We start from the raw sequence: 19,651 nt of genomic DNA, 5'->3' as shown, positions 1-19,651 counted from the left end.
CTCGGGCCCGTCGCGGCCTACTTGGTCCGCAGCACGCAGTCCCCGCAGAGCCCGCCGCCCGGCACCTTGTAGTACAGGCAGCAGCTGCGGCGTACGAAGGCCACCCCGAGGCCGGGTTCGTGGACGAAGGTGCCGCTCCCGCCGAGCGGGCCGCCGTCGGCGAGCAGTCCGGCGGCGAGCGAGGCCGCCGCTTCCCCCGGCACCCGGTCCGTGAGCACCCGGACGGCGCCGACCAGCCCGGAGCCGGCGTTGCCGCGCAGCACCAGCGGCGAGACGCCGAACCGCTCGCGCAGCGCCGTGTCGAGCACCGCGAGGTGGCCGAGCACCGTGTCCGCGAGGGCCCGCGCCGGGGTCTCCCCGGGGAATTCGGCGGGCTCGGGCAGCCACAGCTCCAGGGACCCCGCCCCGGGCAGCCGCCACCACAGGCGGCCGGGTCCGAGGTCCGGCACCCGCCCGGCGAGCACGGCGCAGCCGAGCCCGAGCGACCAGAGCCGCGAGGCGATCCCGAACTGCGCGGTCGAAGCCGCCACCCGCCCGGGTCCGCTCCCGATGCGCCGGCCGACCTCCCCCACGTAGGCTCCGAGCCGCTCCCCGTACAGCTCGTCGAGCGGCCGGAAACCGGGGCCGGGCGGCTCTTTCCCGTACGCCACGGTGAAGAAGGGGCCGACGGAGCCCAACTGCCGCAGTACGCCGTCCATCCCGGGCTCCGTATCCATCTGCCGATGATCTCACCGCACCGGGCGGCGCCGGACCGGCGGGCTACGCCTGGGTGAAGGCCGCGACCTCGAAGTCGGACATGTCGAGGCCGCCCTGCTTGGTGTCGTCGTTGGCGAAGACGAAGGACTCGATCGGAACGTCCCGCTCGGCGCTGAGCTGGGCCACCAGCTCCTGCAAGACCACCGTCTCCAAGACCACCCGGACCGCGTCCGCGACCTCGGGCAGGCGGACGACCGACAGGCTGTCCGCCGGCTCCACCTCGGCCGTGGTCATCAGGAGCGTGAGGTGGCCGGCACCCGCCAGCGAGCGGGCCAGCTCGATCTCGCGGCCGTCGCCGTAGACGAGGTGGAGGGTGTTGCCCGCCGACTCCATCTCACCGTGCAGGTAGTTGCGGGTCGCCGAGTGGGCCGCGGTCATCCGCACCACCTCGCGGAGCAACAGCGCGCCCTCCTCGGCGGAGGCCCGGGAGGCTCCGGCCGCCACGCCGTCGGAGGCGATGCAGCGGGCGCCGCGCTCCCGCAGGCCCGCCACGATGGCGGTGGCCTGCGAGTGGACCGCGGTGGTCTGCTCGGCGATCTCGCCCCACGGGTCGCCGTCACGGCCCGCAACGGCCCCGGCGATCAGATCGAGGGCGACGATGGTGCCGGTGTAGCCGATGGTCGAGGCGTACGAGTCGGGCTCGTTGCCGAGGTCCACGGTGAGGTCGGCGAGGTCGCCGAGCGGCGAGGGGACCACGTTGAGCAGCGAGGTCTTCGTGATGCCGGGGGCGGCGCACTCGAAGGCGGCGATCGTCTCGGAGCTGCGGCCGCCCTGGGAGACGGCGATCAGGCAGTCGGTGTCGAAGCCGGCGGTGCCGGTCTCGATCTCGCTGGACAGCACGCGCTGGGTGACGATGCCGGCCTCGCGGAGCTGCTGTACGGGGACGGCGAGGGCGGCGTACGAGGCTCCGATGCCGGTGAACAGGGGGCGCTCGGCGGCACGCAGCCCGGCGAGCTCCGGAGAGGCGAGCTGGGTGCGGACGCGGTCGGCGATCCGGGCGAGGGCTGCGCCCTGGTCGGCCTGGCCTTCGAGGAACGTGATGCGGGATCCGGACATGGTGGGGGGTCCTTAGCGAAGTCTGGGGGTCGCGGGCCCCCGCCGGTTCGGGCGGGCGGGGGCGTGCGGGGCGGTCGGTCGGCGCGCGGCCGGTGGGTCGGTCGGGGGAAGCAGGGCCGGTCGGCGGGGCCGCCGGCTCGGGGCTCAGGAGGCGTCGGCCTTGGTGAGCGGCTTGCCTTCCTCGTCCCGTTCGCGGCCCGGGGTGGGGAGGTCGAACTTCACGATCGCCCAGCGGAAGAGCACGTAGTAGATGGCGGCGAAGGCCAGGCCGATCGGGATGAGCATCCAGGGCTTGGTGGCGATGCCGAAGTTCACGATGTAGTCGATGGCGCCGGAGGAGAAGCCGAAGCCGTCCCGGATGCCGAGGGCGTAGCAGACGGCCATCGAGACGCCGAAGAGGAAGGCGTGGATCGCGTAGAGCAGCGGGGCCACGAACATGAAGGCGAACTCGATGGGCTCGGTCACGCCGGTGACGAAGGAGGTCAGGGCGACGGAGATCATCATGCCCTTGACCATGACGCGGTTCTCGGGGCGTGCGGTGTGCGCGATGGCCATGGCGGCGGCCGGGAGCGCGAACATGTAGATCGGGAAGCCGCCGGTCATGAACTGGCCCGCGGTCGGGTCGCCGGCGAGGAAGCGGGCGATGTCTCCGTGCACCTCGGTGCCGGTGGCCGGGTTGACGAAGCTGCCCGCCTCGAACCAGGGGAAGACCGAGAAGAAGTGGTGCATCCCGATCGGGATGAGGGCCCGGACGACGAGGCCGAAGAGGCCCGCGCCCCAGGCGCCGGTGCCGACCAGCCACTCGCCGAAGTGGAAGAACCAGCCGCCGACGGTCGGCCAGACCACTCCGAATACCACTCCCATGCCGACGCCCGCGAAGGCGCTGAGGATGGGCACGAGCCGGCGGCCGCCGAAGAAGCCGAGCCACTCGGGCAGCTTGGTCCGGCTGAAGCGCTGGTAGAGGAGGGCCGCGACCAGGCCCATCACGATGCCGCCGAGGACCTTGGCGTCGAGGGGTTCGCCGTCCACGCCCTTGGGGAAGGCGGGGCTGGCGAGTACGGCCTTGAAGACCAGGTAGCCGACCACGGCCGCCAGTGCGGTGGAGCCGTCCGACTTCTTGGCGAAGCCGATGGCCACGCCGACCGCGAAGAGCAGCGGCAGATGGGCGAAGACGGTGTCACCGGCCGCCGCCATGACCATCGCGAGCTTCTGGATGACCATCGGGAAGTTCTCGCGGCCCAGCAGGTCGGCGCCGCCGAGGCGGGTCAGCAGGGCCGCGGCCGGGAGCGTGGCCACGGGCAGCATCAGGCTGCGGCCGATGCGCTGCATGACCGGCATGATCCGGCCCGGCTTCTTGCCGGCGACCGGCGCGGTGGCCGGGACTGTGGCCGTACTCATCTCGGGACTCCTCGTCGAGCGGGGTGGTGGGGACGACTCGAAGGTAGCCAGTGGTTTTGAATTGGTCAACGGTGGTTTCTTGTGGTCTTACAGAAAATATCAAGACGAGGGCTTAGGTCCCGACTCCCCCAGGGCGGAAGCCAGTCGAAGTGGTAGCAAGTGGTATCGTTCGGTACATGACCGACGACGCCGCCCTCGCCGACGCCTCCCCGATCGCGGCGCATGCCCGCGGGGCGAACGCCCGCGCCGCGGACCCCCTGTGGGCCCAGGCCGCGGACCGCATCCGCGAGGAGATCGCCCGCCGCGGCCTGTCCGAGGGCAGCAAGCTGCCGCCCGAGCGCGAGCTGTGCACCCGGCTGGACGTCTCCCGCGTCACCCTGCGCCGCGCGCTCGCCCACCTCGTCGAACAGGACCTGGTCACCGCGTCCCACGGGCGCGGCTGGTTCGTCGCGGCGCCGGTGGCGCCCGCGCCCGCCCGCGAATGGCCCAAGGACCTGGAGTCCTTCACCGCCACCGCACGGCGCAAGCACATGCGCGCCAGCTCAGTGGTCCTGCGCCACGACACCGTCACCGCGTCCCTGGACGACGCCGACCGCCTCGACGTGCCCGCCGGCACCCCGCTGCTGCGCCTGGAGCGGGTCCGGCTGCTCAACGACGTCCGGATCGCCGTCGACCGGACCCTGGTCGTCGCCGAACTCGCGCCCGACCTCACCCGTACCGACTTCCGCGAGACCTCCCTCTTCGAGGAACTGCGCCGCTGGGGCGTCGAACCCGACCGCGCCGAGGCCACCATCGAGGCGCGCAACGCCGACGGGGAGCTCGCCGGCCACCTGGGCATCGCCGAGGGCGCGCCCGTACTCGTACTCGACCAGACGGTGTACACCAAGCAGCAGCGGCCGCTGCTGCTGTCCACGGTGGAGTACAGCGGGGACCGCTACCGGCTGCGCACCACCCTGCAGACAGACTGACACCGCCCGTCCTACGCGCGGTAGCCCCGTTCGGCACCCTCCGGGAGCCCCGTTCGTCACCCGTCGGACAGCCGAAAGCCCCGGACGGGCGGTCGTCCGCCCGTCCGGGGCGCGCGTGCGTCGGTCAGATGCCCGCGAGGAACCCCAGCAGTGCCCGGTTGAAAGCCTCCGGCTGTTCCACGCCCGGCAGGTGCCCGGCCTGCTCCACCACGGCGAGCACCGAGTGCGGTACCAGTGCGTGCAGGGACTCGGCCTCGGCGACCGGGGTGTAGACGTCGTCGCGGCCGACCACGATCAGGCAGGGCACCTCGGCCGGCAGCGCCGCGAGCACGGGCGCGTAGTCGGGTCGCTCGGCCCGCCCGCGCAGGGCGGCGGCCGCTCCCTCGGGGTCGGTGGCGTACATCATCCCGGTGACCTTGGCCGCGACCTCCGGCATCCCGGTCACGTTGTACGGCGCGAGCATCTTGTCGATGACCTCGTCGGTATAGGGCTTCATTCCCTCCGCGAGGAGCCGCTCGGCAAGGTTCCGGCGGAAGGTTTTGCCTTCCTCCGTTTCCGGCGGAGAGGAAGTGTCGGAGAGGACGAGGGCCCGCACTCGGCCCGGGTGGCGCAACCGCATCTCCATGGCGATCTGGCCGCCCATGGACACACCGCCGACGACCGCCTGTTCGACGTCCAGACGGTCGAGCAGATCGGCGAGATCGTCGGCAACGTCCGCGAGCAGCGTTTTGCCCGGCAGCACCGGACTTTGCCCGTATCCCCGCAGGTCAGGGGTGATCACGCGGTAACCGGCCGTGGTCAGTGCGGCCGTCTGGGGGGCCCACATCGAGTGGTTGAACGGATGTCCGTGGATCAGGATTACAGGGGCTCCGTCGCGGGGACCCAAGTCCTCGAAAAAGAGTGTCACGCCATTGCCAATTTGGGGGTTCATGAGAGGACCCTAAGGGGCTACATTGAGCCACTCGCGTTCACCTGACAGCCCGTTGCCTTTCACCCGTGTTTTGCACGGGGGGCGACGTCAGGGACGCAGACTGTGCAACCACCCCACCGCCCAGAAGGACCGAAGGCTCCGTGCCCGTACCCGTACTCCTCGCCGGCCGCTCCGTGCGGCTTGAGCCCCTCGCCCCCCACCACACCGAGGCCTTGGCCCTGGCCGGGGCCGAGGATCGTACGACTTACGCCTTCACTCCCGTACCTCACGGGTTGCAGGCGTCACACGAGTACATCGACCGTGCCCTCGCCGATCAGGCGGCGGGTCGATCGCTCCCGTTCGCGGTGGTCAGAGCCACCGACGGTCGGGTGGTCGGTTCGACCCGGTTCCTGGAACTCGACTACTGGCAGGGGCCGCTGGTGTGGCCCGCCGTGCCGGGGGTCCCGTTCGGCGATCCGGCAACGGCGATCCCCGACGCCGCCGAGATCGGCAACACCTGGCTGTCCCCCGCGGCCCAGGGCACCGGCATCAACACCGAGGCGAAGCTGCTCATGCTCCGCCATGCCTTCGAGACCTGGGGGGTCCGGCGGATCTCGCTGCGCGCGGACGCCCGCAACGGACGCTCGCGCGCCGCGATGGAGCGGCTCGGGTTCACCAGCGAGGGGGTCCGCCGGGCCCATTCGCGGGGCCTGGACGGCGCCGTGCGCAGTACGGCCTTCTACTCGATCCTCGACGAGGAGTGGCCGACCGTGCGGTCGGTCATCGAGCTGCGGCTGTCGGCCGCGGCGCAGCGCAAGCGGCGCCGCAAGACGCTCATCCCGGCGTAACGGTCCTTCTCCGAGACCCCGGACGCCCTGCCCCTGGCTCCTGCCCCGCCCCCTCCTCCCGGTGTCAGCCGAGGAAGGCGGGGGCGAGGGCCGAGGTCATCAGCCGGGCCGGGGCCCCGCCGCCGTCGGCGGGCAGGGAGTACAGGTCGGCGCCGAAGTCACCGGGCAGCGAGTAGACGACGGTCTTGTCGTCGGTCCACACCACCTGGTCGTCGACGCTGCGCTCCTCGGCGAGCGGAGCCTCGGCCATCGTGGCGAGGTCCAGGACGTACAGCCGCCACGGCGCGTCCGGCGACAGGCCCGGCACCCTCTTCTTGAACACCAGCCGGGTCCCGTCGGGCGACAGGGACGGGCATTCCAGGTTCTCGCGCAGCGTGGTCACCGTGCGCGCCGCGAGGTCGCCGCGGACCAGGTGGGTCTGACCGCCGGTGGCGAGCGTCGCGTAGAAGGTCCGTTCGTCGGCGGCGAAGGTGACCCCCCAGAAGTTGACGTCCGCGTTGCGGTACGTCTTGCCGTCCTTGTGGATGGTGAAGTCCTCCAGCGAGGCGTCGTACGTCCCGCTGCGCAGGTCCAGCAGGGAGGTCCGGGTCGAGAAGTTCGTACCGGCGTACGAATCCCCGCCCACGAAGACCGTCCAGGCGACCAGGTGGCCGCCGGGCGAGACCCTGGCCCGGGTCGGGATGCCCGCCAGCGGGCGGGTGGCGACCTCCTTCAGTCGGGCGTCGAGGACCACCGCCTTGTAGCCGTCCTGCACCCCGCCCTTGTCGGCCTGGAGGCAGACCCCCGTGCCGGCGGCCGCGTGGAAGCGCAGGCAGCTGATCCCGGAGGCGGTGCGCGGACCTTCGGGCGCGCCGGCCGCCGCGGTGGCGAGCTCGTCGCGGTGCGGCCCCCAGGCCATGTTCCGGAAGACGATCCGCCGACCGCCGTCACCCGCGGCGAGGGAGACCTCGCCGCGGTTGATGGGCGGCCCGCCGGCCTGGACCCGGTTCTTCTCCTCGGCGCGCGAGGAGGCCCGTACGACGGCGAGCGCCCCGATGGCGGCGAGCAGCACGACGGCGGAGACGAGGATCAGGATCCGGCGCTGGAGGGGCATGGGTGGAGGCCCTTTCGGAGGCTACGGGGGGGGAGGCGCGAGACCGGCGCGCCGGCGGTGTCCGACCCGGTCGGGACGCGGTCAGGACGCGGTCACGGCTCGGTCAGGGCGCGGTCAGGACGTCCAGATCCCCGTGATGTCCTTGGCGGTGGCCGCGTTTCCGGCGTGGGTGGTCAGACCGGACAGGCCCTCCAGGGTGCGCAGCACGTCGTAGTGGTTGTAGGTGGTGGAGGTGCTGGAGCCGGGGGTCACGGACTGGCCGTAGAGCACGGTCGGGATCTTGTTCCCGGCCAGCCGGTTGTCCTCGTCGAAGGTGACGACGAGCAGGCTGTTGTGGGTCTTGGCCCAGTCCGCGTACGCCTTGATCTTGTTCTTGAGCCAGGTGTCTCCGGTGCCGACGGAGCAGTCGTGCATGTCGTTGCAGAGGTCCGGGACGACGAAGGACACCTGGGGCAGGGTGGTGAAGTCCGTGGGGAACTGCGTCATGGTCTTCGCCGTGGAGGTGGGCACGTTGGAGAACGCGAACCAGGGGTTGTGCTTGCGCGCGTACTTGCCGCTGGAGCAGGTGGTGGAACCCTGGCTGGGCAGCCCCTCGTTGTAGCTGGCCCAGGTCTTGCCCGCGGCGATCAGCTCAGAGGCCAGGTTGGGCGCGGAGCTGAAGCCCGGCGTGTAGCAGCTGTCGCCGGTCACGCCCTGGTTCGAGCCCGAGAAAAGCTGCATGTAGTTGGGCTGGCTCGGGTGCGTGATGCCGTACGACTTGGTGAGGTTGGCTCCCCCGGCCTTCAGGGAGTTGATGTACGGGGCGCTGGAGCTGCCGATGACCTGGCTGTAGGCGTGGTTCTCGAAGACCACGACGACTATGTGGTCGGGTGTGGGCAGACCGGCCGCGTGCGCGGGCTGGGCGGCACCGATGCCCGCCCACAGCGCGGTGCCGGCGGCAGTGACGCCCAGGGCGGTGGCGAGGGCGGTCTTGCGGCGGGATCGTAAAAGGGACATGCCGAACACGGAAGTTACCTCCGGGCAGGGGGGCTGAGGGCGGCGCGGAGGTACCGTACCGAGCGGCATGTGCAGAGGCCAGGGCTACTCGGCGAACAGATCGGGAACTCCGCAGAGCCTTTTCGCGCCGGGCAACGTGCTCCCCTTCGGAACACCAAGAGACGTAAAAATCGGGAACCCGTGAGCACGTACGCTCATCTTTCGATCGAAAGCAGTCCAACCCCGCCCCCACGGGGCAGCACCAGCCGGAGAGCAACCGCACATGTCGCACTCACCCGACGGACAGCAGCAGCCGTACCGCTCGGAAGGGCCCTACCAGCACCAGTACCGCCCTCCGCAGCCCGAGGAGCCGCGCCGGCCGTCCCGGGTCCGGCGGTGGGTGATCGCGGGTGCCTCCGTCCTCGCGCTCGCGGCCGTCGCCTCGCTCGTGATGAGCCACTACGAGATACCGCCCTTCACCGACAAGGGCGACTCCGTCTCCTTCGGGCAATTGCCGCCGTCCGGTTCCGCCGGCGGCGACACCGGTGGAGCGGCGGTCACCCCGCCGCCGCACTCGAAGATGTCGATGCCCACGGGCCCGGCGGCCGACTTCAAGAACTCGATGACCCTGCCCGACGGCACGCACGTCGCCGTCACCACGCTGAACGGCAAGAAGTCCGGTTTCAAGGGCAAGGTCTGGGTGTGGGCGCCCAAGGAGTACAACGACCCGAAGTTCGCCAAGAGCGGCTTCCCGGTCATGATCGCGCTGCCCGGCGGCGCCGGTTACCCGAACAACTACTGGATGGGCACCGACCTGGGCCTCCAGACCAGCATCAGCAAGTGGTACACCGAGGGCAAGAGCAAGCCCTTCATCCTCGCCATGCCGGTGCTGAACCCGGGCCCGGACGACAAGGGCATCTACTGGGACGGCTCCGACATCCCGGGCCAGCCCAAGATGGGCACCTGGCTGACCGACGACGTCCCGGACCTGATGCGGGAGAACTTCCGCACGGTCAAGTCCCGTGACGGCTGGGCCTACATGGGTTCCTCCACCGGCGGCTTCGCCAGCCTGAAGGCCGTGCTGAAGCACCCGGACAAGTTCAAGGCCGCGATCTGCTCCGGCCCCGACATCGTCCCCGACTCCTCCCTGTGGACGGGCCACGACAAGGAGAAGGCGGAGAACAACCCCGAGCTGCTCGCCAAGGCGCTGATCGACAAGAAGGGCAGCCCGGACGTCTACCTGGCCTTCCAGGTCGGCACCAACGAGAGCAACAAGAACACCCTGCCGAACGTGCAGAAGTTCATCGCCGCCTACGGCAAGGGGCCGATCCACACCGACCTGAAGATCATCCAGGACGGCCGGCACAACGCCAAGACCTACGTGCCCAACATGGGCGAGGGGCCGATCCAGTTCATCAGCAAGGTCATGGAAGGACCAGTCGAGTAGCAGTCGCGCTCACCGGCTGCTCGCGCCCCGGCCCGCCGAACACCTTCGGCGGGCCGTCGCCGTTCCAGGGCGCCCAGCCCGGGTCACCGTCGACGGCGAAGCGCACCCAGGCCGCGTGCATCTCCTCGGCCAGCTCCCGCGGGGCGTCCGGCCCCGCCAGCCAGGAAGCCTCGGGTACGTCGAGGGTGTCGAAGACGAAGCCCAGCTCCAGGGCGTGGCAGGACCCGAGGCCCGGTACCCCGGAAGGCCACGCGAACTCGTACACGAAGCTCGGCGCGCTCCGCCCGGCCGCGCCCGCCAGCGCGCGCAGCGGATCGCGCAGCAGCCGGTCGGTGAGCAGGTGGCCGAGGAGGTCGGCCGGTCCCGCCCCGGGCCGCTCGGCGCGCAGGGCCCGTACGGCGGCCCGGTCCTTGCCGGAGCGGATCCGGCCCAGGGCCACGGACAGCGGCCCCAGCCGGTCCAGCAGCCGCATCGTGCCGGTCGGGGCCAGCCAGAGCCGGTGCTCTTCGGCGGTCCAGCCCAGCAGCAGCGGTACGTCGCCCCGCGCGGCCGCCGCTTCGAGCGGATCGAGCGGCAGCGTCTCGGGGTCCGCGACCAGGCCGAAGGCGGGGCCGCCGAGCAGCGGGGACGAGCGGCGCAGGACGGCCGCCTGGGCGGCGAGCAGATCGGGCAGGGCGGCCCCGGCGAAGGCTTCGGCGGTGGCGGGGACCTTCAGCAGGGCGGCCATCCGCCGTACCATGGCGCGCACCCGGTCCCGCGGCAGCACCTCGGGGGCGCCGCTCTGCAGGACGGCCTGCCGGAAGAGGCCCGCGGCGCGGGGTGCGGCGAGCAGGGCGCCGATGCTGATGGCACCGGCGGACTCGCCGAAGACGGTGACCCGGGCGGGGTCGCCGCCGAAGGCTGCGATGTTGTCCCGCACCCAGGCCAGGGCGGCGATCTGGTCGAGCAGCCCGCGGTTGGCGGGGGCGTCGGGGAAGAGGCCGTAGCCGAGGACGCCCAGGCGGTAGTTGACGGAGACGAGCACCACCCCGTCGCGGGCGAAGGCGGAGCCCTCGTAGACGGGCACGGCCGAGGAGCCGCGGGTGAGGGCGCCGCCGTGGATCCACACCATGACCGGCAGCGGGGTCGACGGCGCCCGGTCCGGGGTCCACACGTTGAGGTTCAGGCAGTCGTCCCCGGGGACCTCCGGGTCCGGCAGCAGCGCGGCGAACGCCTCGGGGTAGGGCACCTTGGGTGCGGTGGGGCCGTACGCCCCCGCGTCGCGTACGCCCTCCCAGGCCTCGGGCGGCTCGGGCACGGCGAACCGGCGGGCTCCGACGGGCGGGGCGGCGTAGGGGATGCCCCGGAAGACGGCGATGCCGCCCGGCCCGATCCTGCCCTCGACCTCGCCGAAGACGGTCCGGACCCGGGGGCGGGACCGGTCCGGGGTCTCCCTCGCCGCTGCGGCCATCTCGTCCTCCTGGGGTCGGGGCTCGGTGCCGGTCGCACGGTCGCACAGGCATGCGCGGGGTGACAAGGCGTGACCCCGCCCCCGGCGCGCCGGGTTGGGCGGGGCATGCGATCCCTGTCTCTCCCCCACACCATTCGGAGCCTCGTCCGGGCCGGATCGGTCCCCGTCCTGCTGCTCGCGGCCACGGCCACGGCCGGAGCGGCAGCCGGCGGCAGCTCGTACGCGGCCGACGGCCCGACCACCTCCCTCGGCACCCCGACGGCCGTCGGGCCCGCCTTCCAGTACCTCGGCACGGACGACCGCCCGCACGGCATCGACTCCCCCAGGGGCTGCGTGGAAGCCCTCGGCGGCGGCGGGCGGGCGGTGACGAACAAGACCGGGCGCTCGGTGGCCCTGTACCGGGAGCCGGGCTGCGTGGGCACACCGGTGGAGGTGCTGGCGCCGGGCGCGGTCATGCCGGTGCGCCCTTATTTCTCCTCCGCCCGCTTCTCGGCCGGCTCGTAGTTCCTCATCCTCGTGGTCCGGAATCGGCAGGTGGTCCGGGACCGCCGGGCAATCCGAGATCACCAGCGGCCCAGCGGCCGTGACCCTTGGGCGCTCTCCGCGTTGTATGCCATGTCAAACGCCGCAGCTTCTCTTCCCTGCGGCACCCCCATTCCTCTCTAGGAGATCTTGATGTCGCGTATCGCGAAGGCATTCGTCATCACCGCTGCCGCCGGTAGCGCCCTGGCCGCCGGTGCGGGTCTGGCGGCTGCCGATGCCGGAGCGCACGGTGCGGCGGTCGGCTCCCCCGGTGTCCTGTCGGGCAACCTGCTCCAGGTTCCGGTGCACGTCCCGGTCAACGTCTGCGGCAACACCGTCAACGTGATCGGCCTGCTGAACCCTGCGTTCGGCAACACCTGCATCAACGCTTCGGGCCACGACGGCGGCCACCACACCGAGGGCAACTACGGCGGCTGAATCACCTGGTGAACCGAAGGGCCCCCGCCGTACGGCGGGGGCCCTTCCTCGTGTCCCGGTGTCGTCATCGACTCGTGGCCCGGTGCACCCGGCTGCGACGCGGTCGCCGGGGCTCACTCGTAGCGGTAGATCCCCTGGTGGCCGAGCATCTCGCGCGGGGTGACGTCCCACGGCGGCATCGCCTCGTCGAGGGCGATCACCCGGCCGCGCTGGAGGTCACCGAGGGCGAGCGGGGCCGCGGGCAGGTAGCCGGAGGCCGGGTGCCGCTGCTGCCAGCGGTCCCAGAGCAGGTCCACGAAGGCGTGGTGCAGCCAGAATGCCGGGTCGTTGGGGGCCGTGCCGCCGGTCATGTGGCCGCCGATCCACTGGTGCACCTTGTTGTGGTTGCGCCACTTCTCGCTCTTCGGGGCGGCCCAGCCCTCCAGTTTGTTGCGGAAGCCCCCGCGCCCGGCCGTCGAGTCCCAGGGGGAGCTGTCGTACAGCGGGTCGTCGATCGCCCACTGGAGCTCGGCCGGGGTCGGCAGGCTGATCGGGTTCTGCGGCCGGCCCAGGTTGCGGGTGAGGAAGGCGGCCTCCGTGATGCCGACCGTGACGGTCCAGTTGCCCTTGCCGTAGGCGAACGGGCCGGTCATCACCTGGCGGTCGCTCTCCCGGCCGGTCCCGCCGAGGAAGTCCTCGGCCCACAGGGAGGAGGCCGGGCTGTTGTCGGTGGTCCAGTCCCAGTACGGGATGGTGACGCCCGGGTCGACGGCCTGGAGCTGCCGTTCGAACTCCAGCAGGTAGCGCCGGTGCCAGGGGAAGAAGGACGGCGACATGTGCCCGACGCGCAGTTTGCGGTCCCGGTCGGGGACGAAGTACTTGTCGTGGGTGCGGACGAACGCGTCGTAGGTGCCGTTGCGCTTGAGCTCGATCACGGCCGCCGTGAAGCGCTTCTTCTGCGCACTGGTCAGGTTCTTCTGGTTCTGCCGGATGTACACGCCCTGCTACTCCTGTCCCCCGTGGTGCGCGGCGGCGAACGCCAGCTGAGTGGTGCCCAGTTCGTCGACGGCCGCGCGGGCCAGCTCCAGCGGGGTCGCGTAGGACTGGAAGTGGTTGATCCCGCTCAGGTACGTGCCGTCGGAGCGGCGCATGACGTGCAGGGCACGGCCGTCGATGCGGACGGAGGTCCCCGCCGGGTCGACGGCGATGTGCCGGCCGCGGTACGTCTCCTCGCCCGCCGGGGTCAGCGGGGCCGGTGTGAGCGTCTGCCGGGGACGGCGGGCCCGCAGTACGGGGGCCAGCGCCGCGGCCGTGCCGGCGAACACGGCCGCGGTGAAGGCCGTACGGAGGACCGCGCGGCGGGTGAGTGGTGCGGCGGGTGCTGCGTACATACGGTCTCCCTCGCTCGGTGGCCGGTGGCTACGGGTCTAACGCGGCGCGGCGGGCGAGGTCACCGGGAGCACCTACTCCTGTTCGGTGTGTTTGTAGTAGAGGGTGGTCGCCACCAGGCGGCCGGCCGGGTCGGCGGCGTAGTCGGGGATGGATCCGGCCTCGGTCCATCCGGCGGCGCGGTACACCCGCTCGGCCGCACTGCCGCTCTCGGTGTCGAGGAACAGCAGCACCACCCCGGCGCGGGCCGCGGCGGCCTCGGCTTCGGCGAGGAGCGCGCGGCCGGTGCCGCGGCCGCGGGCCCCGGGGTGGACCATGAGCTTGCGGACCTCGGCACGGTGACGGCCGTTGGGCTTCGTTTCCCGGCTCCAGCTGACGGTGCCGTCGACCCGGCCGTCCGGCCCCCGGGACACCCACAGGGCGAGCGAGCCCTCCTCGACGGCGGGGCGCAGGGAATCCCACCAGGCGGCGGCCTCCCGGTGGTCGAGGTCGGCGAGGAAGCCGATGGAGGAGCCTGCGCGCACGACGGCGAGGAGCAGGGCGGCGAGCTCCTCGCGGTGTGCGGTCAGGGCGGCGGCGTCGTCGATCCGGGTGAGGGAGGGGTTCATCCGACCGAGGATAGGGATCAGGCGGTGGTGCGCTGGAGCCGGGGCAGGTGCAGATCGCGGAAGATCGCGGTCATGCGCAGGGCGAAGACGAGGCCGGCCGACACCACGATGTTGGCGGTGTCCGGCACGCCGGCCCAGTGCAGGCCGAGGTAGGAGAGCGCCCCGGCGAGCGCGGCGGTCGCGTACACCTCTTCGCGCAGCAGCAGCGGCGGGAACTCCCCGCAGAGCACGTCGCGGACGACCTCGCCGGTGACGCCCGTCAGGACGGCCAGGATGAGCACGGCGACGGGGGTGACGTGCGCGTCGATGGCGGCGCGGGCTCCGATCACGGTGACCACGGCGAGGCCGACGGCGTCGACGACCATGAGCGCGCGGTGCGGGAGCTCGCGGCGGCGCAGGTAGAGCATGGTGGCGACGGCGACGGACCCGATGAGGACGAGGAGCACCCAGTCGTGGGTCCAGTAGAGCGGGTGCCGGCCGAGGATGAGGTCGCGCAGGGTCCCGCCGGAGATGCTGGCCGCGAAGGCGAGGACGAGCCCGCCGAAGGGGTCCATGTTGGCCCGGTGGGCGGCCAGGACGCCGGAGGCGGCGAAGGCGGCGATGCCGAGGAGGTAGAGGGCGTGCAACATGGCGCCTCCTTCGAGGGGCGGGACGAGGGGACCCGTCGAGGTTGCCGGATCCGCCCGGGTGCCCGCATCGGCCGTTCGGCCAGAGCGGCGGTGCGGATGCAGCCGGTCCCCGTCCCCGCCGTCGCCCCGTCCCCGCCGTCGCCCCGCCCCCGCCCTACCTCCCGAACCGAACCTCCCGTCAGGCACCGTCGCCGAGCCGGTCGCGCTGGATCCGGTGGGCGAGGGTGCGGCGCACGGAGGGCGGGGAGGCCGGGGTGTCCGCGGTGGCCCCCGAGGGGACGTCGAGGCCGCGGCTGATCGCGTCGTACGCCTCCTGGTAGCTGCCGGGCAGGTCCTCCCGGTGCAGCCTCAGGTCCTCCTCGACGAGGCGGCGCAGCTCGTCCACGTCCCGGGGGGTGAAGCGCTTCTTCCCCCGGGCGATGGCATCGACGTGCCGGGCACAGCGCGCGGTGTCCGGGTGCGCCTCGGCGATCTCCTCGGCCAGGCCCCACAGGCGCCCTTCGAGCCACGGCGCGTCGCCCTGGTCGAGGGAGAGTCCGATCGGCGGGAGCGGGTCCTCCGCCTTGTACTTCGCCACCTGCTTCGACACGGCGGGCTGACTCATGGCGGTGAGCTGGGCGATCTTGTCCTGAGTCCAGCCGAGACCGGTGAACACCTTGATCATCTCGGTGCGCAGCTTGCGCATCTCCTCGCCCGCGCGGATGACCTCGTTCATCTCCGCCAGCATCCGCCCGGCCTGCTCCTCCGTCAGCGACTCGGGGATCCGGCGCGCACCCTCTTCACCTGTCATAGCTCGGTTATACACCGGAACCGCGCTCCGGAGGCACCGATCATAACCGGGTTGTACAACTTGGTTATGACTGGCAGGCTGCGTCCATGCCCACCTTCTGCTCACCCGATGGAACCCGGCTCGCCTACCGCACGATCGGAGACGGCGACCCGGTCGTCTGCATCCCCGGAGGACCTACGGGCTCCCGCTACCTCGGCGACCTCGGCGGCCTGTCCCGCCACCGCCGGCTGATCCTCCTCGACCTGCCCGGCACCGGCGGGTCGGCGGTTCCCGAGGACACCGCCTCCTACCGGTGCGACCGGCTCGTCGAGGACGTGGAGGCGCTGCGCGCACACCTCGGGCTCGCCCGCACCGACCTGCTCGCCCACTCCGCCGGGGCGAACGTCGCGATGGGGTACGCGGCCCGGTACCCCCGCAGCGTCGGCAAGCTCGCCCTGATCGGCCCGAGCACCCGGGCCGTCGGGATCGAGATCACCGGCGCGATGCGGCTCGAACTGGCGCGGCTGCGCAAGGACGAGCCGTGGTTCCCGGCGGCGTTCGCCGCCCTGGAGGCCGTCTCCGCGGGCACGGGCAGCGACTGGGACGCCCTCGCCCCCTTCTTCTGCGGCCGGTGGGACGGCGCGGCACGGGAGCACCACGCCGCCGGCCTGCCGGTCAACCGGGAGGCCGTCGCCCACTTCGGCGCCGACGGCGCTTTCACCCCGGAGGACACCCGGGCGGCGCTCGCGTCCTTCGAGGCACCCGTCCTGCTGCTCACCGGGGAGTTCGACCTGAACAGCCCCCCTCGGTCGACGGCCGAGCTCGCGGCACTGTTCCCCGACGCCACGCTCTCGGTGCAGGCCGGAGCGGGCCATTACCCCTGGGTCGACGATGCCGGACGGTTCGCGGCGGCCGTCGCGGCGTTCCTGGGGTAACGACCCGAACGATCCGCTCGCCGCCTACGGCGCCGGAAGCTCCGCGAAGTCCGCGACCAGGCCGCGGTGGTGGCCGGCCGTGCCCAGGGCCAGGGAGTCGGCCTTGGCGCGCTTGAGGTACAGGTGCGCCGGGTGTTCCCAGGTCATGCCGATGCCGCCGTGGAGCTGCACGCACTCCTCGGCGGCCCGGACCGCCACGCCCGAGCAGTAGGCCTGGGCCACCGCCACCGTGAGCGGCGCGTCGGCGGCGCCGGTCGCGAGGGCGTCGGCCGCGGCGCGGGCCGCCGCGCGGGCGGAGGCCACGTCCAGCCACAGCCGGGCGAGGCGGTGCTTGAGGGCCTGGAAGGAGCCGAGGGGGCGGTTGAACTGGTGGCGGGTGCGCAGGTACGCCACCGTCTCCGTCAGGCACCACTCGGCGATCCCGAGCTGTTCCGAAGCGAGCAGCCCGGCGCCCGAGAGCAGTGCTCCGGCAATGGCCGCGCGGGCGGTGGCCGGGTCGGCGAGCCGGGTTCCGGCGGCTCCGTCGAGGTGGACGGTGGCCAGGGGGCGGGTCAGGTCCAGCGCCACCAGCGGGGTGCGCGAGACCCCCGCCGCGTCGGCCGGGACGGCGTACAGCCCGGTGTCGGCGAGGACCAGCAGCACGTCCGCGCAGACGGCGTCGGCGACGGAGCCGACGCTCCCGGCGAGCGAGCCCGCGCCGGAGTCCCGTACCGGTGTCGGCAGGGGCGCGCCCGGGGCCAGGGTCAGGGGCAGCGCGGGCACGCAGACGCGGCGGCCCGCCGCGAGCTCCCGCAGGAGGTCGGCGGACTCCGCGCTCTCGCAGCCGAGCAGGATCTCCGTCGCCAGGACCGCGCTCGTGAGGTACGGGACCGGCGCCGCGGCCCGGCCTAGCTCCTCCAGGACGACGGCCGCCTCCCGGTGGCCCGCCCCCTGCCCGCCCAGTTTCTCCGGTACGAGGAGTCCCGCCGCGCCGATCCCGGCGGCGAGCACCCGCCACAGTTCGGGGTCGTGGGGCTCGGGTCCCTCGATCCGGGAGAGGACGGCCGCGGAGTCGCAGCGGGCGGCGAGCAGGGACCGTACCGCCGTGCGGAGTTCCTCCTCGGTCTCGGAGTACAGCAGGTCCAGCGGAGCTGCGGCGGGAGAGCTCATCGGGCCAGGTCCTTCCAGGCGAGGTCCTTGTCGTCGCGCGGCTCGGCGGGCAGGCCGAGGACGCGTTCGGCGACGATGTTGAGGAGGATTTCGCTGGTGCCGCCCTCGATGCTGTTGCCCTTGGCGCGCAGGTAGCGGTAACCGGCGTCGCGGCCGGTGAAATCGACGATCTCGGGGCGGCGGAGGGTCCAGTCCTCGTACAGCAGGCCCTCTTCGCCCAGGAGTTCCACCTCCAGCCCGCTGATCTCCTGGTTCAGCCGGGCGAAGGTCAGCTTCATGCCCGAGCCCTCGGGACCGGGCTGGCCCTGGGCGAGCTGCTGGCGCAGCCGCTCTCCGGTCAGCCGGGCGACCTCGGCTTCGACCCACAGCTCCAGCAGCCGCTGGTGCAGGTCGGGCGTCCGCAGCTCCGGCCGCTCGCGCCAGGCGGCGGCGACCGGGGCGATCATTCCGCCCTCGCGCGGGATCCGCATGCCGCCGATGGAGACGCGTTCGTTCATCAGGGTGGTGCGGGCCACCGCCCAGCCCTGGCCGACCTCGCCGAGGCGGTGGGCGTCGGGGATCCGGACACCGGTCAGGAAGACCTCGTTGAACTCGGCCTCGCCGGTGATCTGGCGCAGCGGACGCACCTCGACGCCGGGCGCCGTCATGTCGCACAGGAAGTAGGTGATGCCCTGGTGCTTGGGCAGCGCCGGGTCGGTACGGGCGATCAGGATGGCCCAGCGGGCGGTGTGGGCGCTGGAGGTCCACACCTTCTGGCCGTCCACCACCCAGTCCCCGCCGCCCCCGTCCCCGCCCTCGCGCACCGCGCGGGTGCCGAGGGCGGCCAGGTCGGAGCCGGCGCCGGGCTCGCTGAAGAGCTGGCACCACACTTCCTCGCCGAGCCACAGCGGGCGCAGGAAGCGCCGCTTCTGCTCCTCGGTGCCGTACGCGAGGATCGTGGGCGCGGCCATGCCGAGGCCGATGCCGATCCGGCGCGGGTCGTTGTCGGGGGCTCCGGCCGCCTCCAGCTCGGCGTCCACGACGGCCTGCAGGGAGCGGGTCGCACCGAGGCCGCCGAGGCCTTCGGGGTAGTGCACCCAGGCGAGTCCGGCGTCGAAGCGGGCCCCCAGGAACGCCGCTCGTGCGGTGGTGGCGGGCGGGTGCGCGGAGAGCAGTTCCCGTACCCGGGCACGCAGTTGGTCGGCGGTGAGCGCGGCGGCCGTCATCGGGAGCCCCCTGCCGGGGAGGCGGGCAGCGTGGCGTCCAGGGCCGGTACGACGACCACCCGGCCGGTGGTGGTCCCGTCGGCGAGGCGTTGCACGGCGTCCGCGGCTCCGGCGAGCGGTACCCGCTCGCTGACCAGCGGTTTGATGGAGCCGTCGGCGGCGAGCCGGGTGAGCTCGGCGTGGCAGGCGGCGATCGCTGCCGGGTCCTTGGCGGCGTACAGGCCCCAGTGGAGGCCGAGGATCGCGTAGTTCTTGACGAGGGCGTGGTTCAGCGCGGGCGCGGGGATGGTGCCGCTCGCGAAGCCGACCACGATGATCCGGCCTTCGAAGGCCACGCACTTGGCCGAGGCGGTGTAGGCCTCGCCGCCGACCGGGTCGTAGACCACGTCGGCCCCGCGTCCTCCGGTGAACTCCTTGACGCGGGCGACCAGTTCCTCGCTGGTGCGGTCGATGACGAGATCGCAGCCGAGCTCTTCGGCGACGCGCACCTTGGCCTTGCCGCCGACGACGCCGATGACGGTGGCTCCGGCGGCCTTGCCGAGCTGGACGGCGGCGCTGCCGACCCCGCCGGCGGCGGCGTGCACGAGGAGGGCCTCGCCGGCCTGGATCCGGGCCCGGCGGTGCAGGCCGAACCAGCCCGTCTGGTAGCCGATGTGCAGGGCGGCCGCCTCAGCGTCGTCGAGGCTGTCCGGCGCGGGGAGCAGGGCGCGCGCGGGGGCGGTGACGTACTCGGCGAAACCGCCGTGCGGCAGGCTCGGGTTGGCGATGACACGACGGCCGTCGTCGGTCTCGCCGCAGATCTCGACGCCGGGGGTGAAGGGGAGCGGCGGGCGGATCTGGTACTGGCCGCGCACGAGCAGCGCGTCGGGGAAGTTGACGTTGGCGGCGAGCACCTTGAGCCTCACCTCGCCCTCGCCGGGCACCGGTTCGGGAACCTCTTCGAGGCACATGGCCTCGCGGGGCTCGCCGGGGGTGTGTACTCGCCATGCCTGCATCCGGGGCCTCCAGCCGCCGACGGGAACCACGCCTCGCGGGCATACTAAGCGGTCGCTTGCACTGCTGTGAACCGGTGGGACCGACCGAGATCCTCGAACCCGGTCCGTGCATCCGGATCCTCCCCGGCCACT

General features: G+C 72.5%; 21 protein-coding genes. 6 read left to right on the top strand and 15 right to left on the bottom strand.

Translation table 11 applies throughout. The features are described 5' to 3' along the window. Positions 1-17: 17 nt before the first annotated feature. The 3 genes from ACFVX6_RS05145 to ACFVX6_RS05135 form a co-directional block, all read right to left on the bottom strand. Entirely contained in the window at positions 18-716 is a 699-nt protein-coding gene (locus tag ACFVX6_RS05145; protein ID WP_389688100.1) for a (2Fe-2S)-binding protein, read from the bottom strand. Between the two features lie 43 nt (positions 717-759). Continuing rightward, positions 760-1,812, bottom strand: a complete 1,053-nt coding sequence (locus ACFVX6_RS05140; protein ID WP_389688098.1) for an SIS domain-containing protein — start codon at positions 1,810-1,812, stop codon at positions 760-762. Between the two features lie 144 nt (positions 1,813-1,956). Further along, positions 1,957-3,210 carry a PTS transporter subunit EIIC gene (locus ACFVX6_RS05135; protein WP_389688096.1) on the bottom strand — a complete coding sequence of 418 codons (1,254 nt, stop codon included), beginning with the start codon at positions 3,208-3,210 and terminating at the stop codon, positions 1,957-1,959. Between the two features lie 176 nt (positions 3,211-3,386). Here ACFVX6_RS05135 and ACFVX6_RS05130 point away from each other — a divergent pair, with 176 nt between their 5' ends. Then, positions 3,387-4,178, top strand: coding sequence for a GntR family transcriptional regulator (locus ACFVX6_RS05130; RefSeq protein WP_389688094.1), 792 nt, complete (start codon positions 3,387-3,389; stop codon positions 4,176-4,178). 124 nt (positions 4,179-4,302) lie between these two features. On the opposite strand, the gene ACFVX6_RS05125 is transcribed toward ACFVX6_RS05130, so the two are convergent. Next, the gene (locus tag ACFVX6_RS05125; RefSeq protein WP_389688092.1) at positions 4,303-5,109 is read right to left on the bottom strand and encodes an alpha/beta fold hydrolase; all 807 of its coding nucleotides are present in this window, start codon (positions 5,107-5,109) and stop codon (positions 4,303-4,305) included. 140 nt (positions 5,110-5,249) lie between these two features. On the opposite strand from ACFVX6_RS05125, the gene ACFVX6_RS05120 reads away from it, so the two are divergent. Then, on the top strand, positions 5,250-5,936 hold the full coding sequence (locus tag ACFVX6_RS05120) for a GNAT family N-acetyltransferase (protein ID WP_250738094.1): 687 nt from the start codon (positions 5,250-5,252) through the stop codon (positions 5,934-5,936). Between the two features lie 64 nt (positions 5,937-6,000). Here ACFVX6_RS05120 and ACFVX6_RS05115 read toward each other — a convergent pair whose 3' ends face one another. Then, positions 6,001-7,029: a TolB family protein gene (locus ACFVX6_RS05115; protein WP_389688090.1), complete on the bottom strand. Its 1,029-nt coding sequence runs from the start codon at positions 7,027-7,029 to the stop codon at positions 6,001-6,003. Between the two features lie 114 nt (positions 7,030-7,143). Next, positions 7,144-8,025 carry an alkaline phosphatase family protein gene (locus ACFVX6_RS05110; RefSeq protein WP_389688088.1) on the bottom strand — a complete coding sequence of 294 codons (882 nt, stop codon included), beginning with the start codon at positions 8,023-8,025 and terminating at the stop codon, positions 7,144-7,146. Positions 8,026-8,287: 262 nt separating this feature from the next. Here ACFVX6_RS05110 and ACFVX6_RS05105 point away from each other — a divergent pair, with 262 nt between their 5' ends. Then, the gene (locus tag ACFVX6_RS05105) at positions 8,288-9,451 is read left to right on the top strand and encodes an alpha/beta hydrolase (protein WP_389688086.1); all 1,164 of its coding nucleotides are present in this window, start codon (positions 8,288-8,290) and stop codon (positions 9,449-9,451) included. On the opposite strand, the gene ACFVX6_RS05100 is transcribed toward ACFVX6_RS05105, so the two are convergent. Continuing rightward, positions 9,429-10,901: a carboxylesterase/lipase family protein gene (locus tag ACFVX6_RS05100; protein WP_389688084.1), complete on the bottom strand. Its 1,473-nt coding sequence runs from the start codon at positions 10,899-10,901 to the stop codon at positions 9,429-9,431. The genes ACFVX6_RS05105 and ACFVX6_RS05100 overlap by 23 nt on opposite strands. A 105-nt stretch (positions 10,902-11,006) precedes the next feature. Between ACFVX6_RS05100 and ACFVX6_RS05095 the strand changes: the two genes are divergently transcribed. Both ACFVX6_RS05095 and ACFVX6_RS05090 read left to right on the top strand, forming a co-directional pair. Next, positions 11,007-11,405 (top strand): hypothetical protein, encoded by a 399-nt coding sequence (locus ACFVX6_RS05095; protein WP_389688082.1) that lies wholly within the window; start codon positions 11,007-11,009, stop codon positions 11,403-11,405. A 171-nt stretch (positions 11,406-11,576) separates the two neighbouring features. Then, positions 11,577-11,861, top strand: a complete 285-nt coding sequence (locus ACFVX6_RS05090; protein WP_250738105.1) for a chaplin — start codon at positions 11,577-11,579, stop codon at positions 11,859-11,861. A gap of 113 nt (positions 11,862-11,974) precedes the next feature. Here the strand turns inward: ACFVX6_RS05090 and ACFVX6_RS05085 are convergent, their stop codons facing one another. The 5 genes from ACFVX6_RS05085 to ACFVX6_RS05065 form a co-directional block, all read right to left on the bottom strand. After that, on the bottom strand, positions 11,975-12,838 hold the full coding sequence (locus ACFVX6_RS05085) for a tyrosinase family protein (protein WP_389688080.1): 864 nt from the start codon (positions 12,836-12,838) through the stop codon (positions 11,975-11,977). A 6-nt stretch (positions 12,839-12,844) separates the two neighbouring features. Next, entirely contained in the window at positions 12,845-13,231 is a 387-nt protein-coding gene (locus tag ACFVX6_RS05080) for a tyrosinase family oxidase copper chaperone (RefSeq protein ID WP_389688078.1), read from the bottom strand. 72 nt (positions 13,232-13,303) lie between these two features. Further along, complete coding sequence (locus tag ACFVX6_RS05075; RefSeq protein ID WP_389688076.1) at positions 13,304-13,837, bottom strand: GNAT family N-acetyltransferase; 534 nt, start codon at positions 13,835-13,837, stop codon at positions 13,304-13,306. A gap of 17 nt (positions 13,838-13,854) precedes the next feature. Continuing rightward, positions 13,855-14,466, bottom strand: coding sequence for a trimeric intracellular cation channel family protein (locus ACFVX6_RS05070; RefSeq protein ID WP_389688074.1), 612 nt, complete (start codon positions 14,464-14,466; stop codon positions 13,855-13,857). 178 nt (positions 14,467-14,644) lie between these two features. After that, on the bottom strand, positions 14,645-15,256 hold the full coding sequence (locus ACFVX6_RS05065; RefSeq protein WP_389688072.1) for a sigma-70 family RNA polymerase sigma factor: 612 nt from the start codon (positions 15,254-15,256) through the stop codon (positions 14,645-14,647). Between the two features lie 86 nt (positions 15,257-15,342). Between ACFVX6_RS05065 and ACFVX6_RS05060 the strand changes: the two genes are divergently transcribed. Then, positions 15,343-16,170, top strand: coding sequence for an alpha/beta fold hydrolase (locus tag ACFVX6_RS05060; protein WP_389688070.1), 828 nt, complete (start codon positions 15,343-15,345; stop codon positions 16,168-16,170). Between the two features lie 24 nt (positions 16,171-16,194). Here the strand turns inward: ACFVX6_RS05060 and ACFVX6_RS05055 are convergent, their stop codons facing one another. Genes ACFVX6_RS05055 through ACFVX6_RS05045 form a run of 3 tightly spaced genes read right to left on the bottom strand, consistent with a single transcriptional unit; the run spans position 16,195 to position 19,519 of the window. Beyond that, a complete protein-coding gene (locus tag ACFVX6_RS05055) occupies positions 16,195-17,319 on the bottom strand; it encodes an acyl-CoA dehydrogenase family protein (RefSeq protein ID WP_389688068.1) in 1,125 nt (374 codons plus the stop codon). Next, positions 17,316-18,524, bottom strand: a complete 1,209-nt coding sequence (locus ACFVX6_RS05050; protein ID WP_389688066.1) for an acyl-CoA dehydrogenase family protein — start codon at positions 18,522-18,524, stop codon at positions 17,316-17,318. The genes ACFVX6_RS05055 and ACFVX6_RS05050 overlap by 4 nt, the downstream gene beginning before the upstream one ends. Further along, positions 18,521-19,519: an NADPH:quinone oxidoreductase family protein gene (locus tag ACFVX6_RS05045; RefSeq protein WP_389688064.1), complete on the bottom strand. Its 999-nt coding sequence runs from the start codon at positions 19,517-19,519 to the stop codon at positions 18,521-18,523. The genes ACFVX6_RS05050 and ACFVX6_RS05045 overlap by 4 nt, the downstream gene beginning before the upstream one ends. Between the last annotated feature and the right edge of the window lie 132 nt (positions 19,520-19,651).

Source organism: Streptomyces sp. NPDC058289 (assembly GCF_042880975.1).
Classification (GTDB): Bacteria; Actinomycetota; Actinomycetes; order Streptomycetales; family Streptomycetaceae; genus Streptomyces; species Streptomyces stoeckheimensis.
The sequence above is the reverse complement of the archived record's forward strand: the minus strand, read 5'-3'. Positions and strand labels throughout refer to the sequence as shown.

Excerpts from the sequence above, each read along its gene's own strand:
- ACFVX6_RS05075 (WP_389688076.1), bottom strand. The coding sequence starts at position 13,837 with ATGAACCCCTCCCTCACCCGGATCGACGACGCCGCCGCCCTGACCGCA.
- ACFVX6_RS05110 (WP_389688088.1), bottom strand. The coding sequence starts at position 8,025 with ATGTCCCTTTTACGATCCCGCCGCAAGACCGCCCTCGCCACCGCCCTG.
- ACFVX6_RS05145 (WP_389688100.1), bottom strand. The coding sequence starts at position 716 with ATGGATACGGAGCCCGGGATGGACGGCGTACTGCGGCAGTTGGGCTCC.
- ACFVX6_RS05065 (WP_389688072.1), bottom strand. The coding sequence starts at position 15,256 with ATGACAGGTGAAGAGGGTGCGCGCCGGATCCCCGAGTCGCTGACGGAG.
- ACFVX6_RS05080 (WP_389688078.1), bottom strand. The coding sequence starts at position 13,231 with ATGTACGCAGCACCCGCCGCACCACTCACCCGCCGCGCGGTCCTCCGT.
- ACFVX6_RS05105 (WP_389688086.1), top strand. The coding sequence starts at position 8,288 with ATGTCGCACTCACCCGACGGACAGCAGCAGCCGTACCGCTCGGAAGGG.
- ACFVX6_RS05070 (WP_389688074.1), bottom strand. The coding sequence starts at position 14,466 with ATGTTGCACGCCCTCTACCTCCTCGGCATCGCCGCCTTCGCCGCCTCC.
- ACFVX6_RS05055 (WP_389688068.1), bottom strand. The coding sequence starts at position 17,319 with ATGAGCTCTCCCGCCGCAGCTCCGCTGGACCTGCTGTACTCCGAGACC.
- ACFVX6_RS05140 (WP_389688098.1), bottom strand. The coding sequence starts at position 1,812 with ATGTCCGGATCCCGCATCACGTTCCTCGAAGGCCAGGCCGACCAGGGC.
- ACFVX6_RS05050 (WP_389688066.1), bottom strand. The coding sequence starts at position 18,524 with ATGACGGCCGCCGCGCTCACCGCCGACCAACTGCGTGCCCGGGTACGG.
- ACFVX6_RS05135 (WP_389688096.1), bottom strand. The coding sequence starts at position 3,210 with ATGAGTACGGCCACAGTCCCGGCCACCGCGCCGGTCGCCGGCAAGAAG.
- ACFVX6_RS05125 (WP_389688092.1), bottom strand. The coding sequence starts at position 5,109 with ATGAACCCCCAAATTGGCAATGGCGTGACACTCTTTTTCGAGGACTTG.
- ACFVX6_RS05100 (WP_389688084.1), bottom strand. The coding sequence starts at position 10,901 with ATGGCCGCAGCGGCGAGGGAGACCCCGGACCGGTCCCGCCCCCGGGTC.
- ACFVX6_RS05095 (WP_389688082.1), top strand. The coding sequence starts at position 11,007 with ATGCGATCCCTGTCTCTCCCCCACACCATTCGGAGCCTCGTCCGGGCC.
- ACFVX6_RS05130 (WP_389688094.1), top strand. The coding sequence starts at position 3,387 with ATGACCGACGACGCCGCCCTCGCCGACGCCTCCCCGATCGCGGCGCAT.
- ACFVX6_RS05045 (WP_389688064.1), bottom strand. The coding sequence starts at position 19,519 with ATGCAGGCATGGCGAGTACACACCCCCGGCGAGCCCCGCGAGGCCATG.
- ACFVX6_RS05060 (WP_389688070.1), top strand. The coding sequence starts at position 15,343 with ATGCCCACCTTCTGCTCACCCGATGGAACCCGGCTCGCCTACCGCACG.
- ACFVX6_RS05115 (WP_389688090.1), bottom strand. The coding sequence starts at position 7,029 with ATGCCCCTCCAGCGCCGGATCCTGATCCTCGTCTCCGCCGTCGTGCTG.
- ACFVX6_RS05090 (WP_250738105.1), top strand. The coding sequence starts at position 11,577 with ATGTCGCGTATCGCGAAGGCATTCGTCATCACCGCTGCCGCCGGTAGC.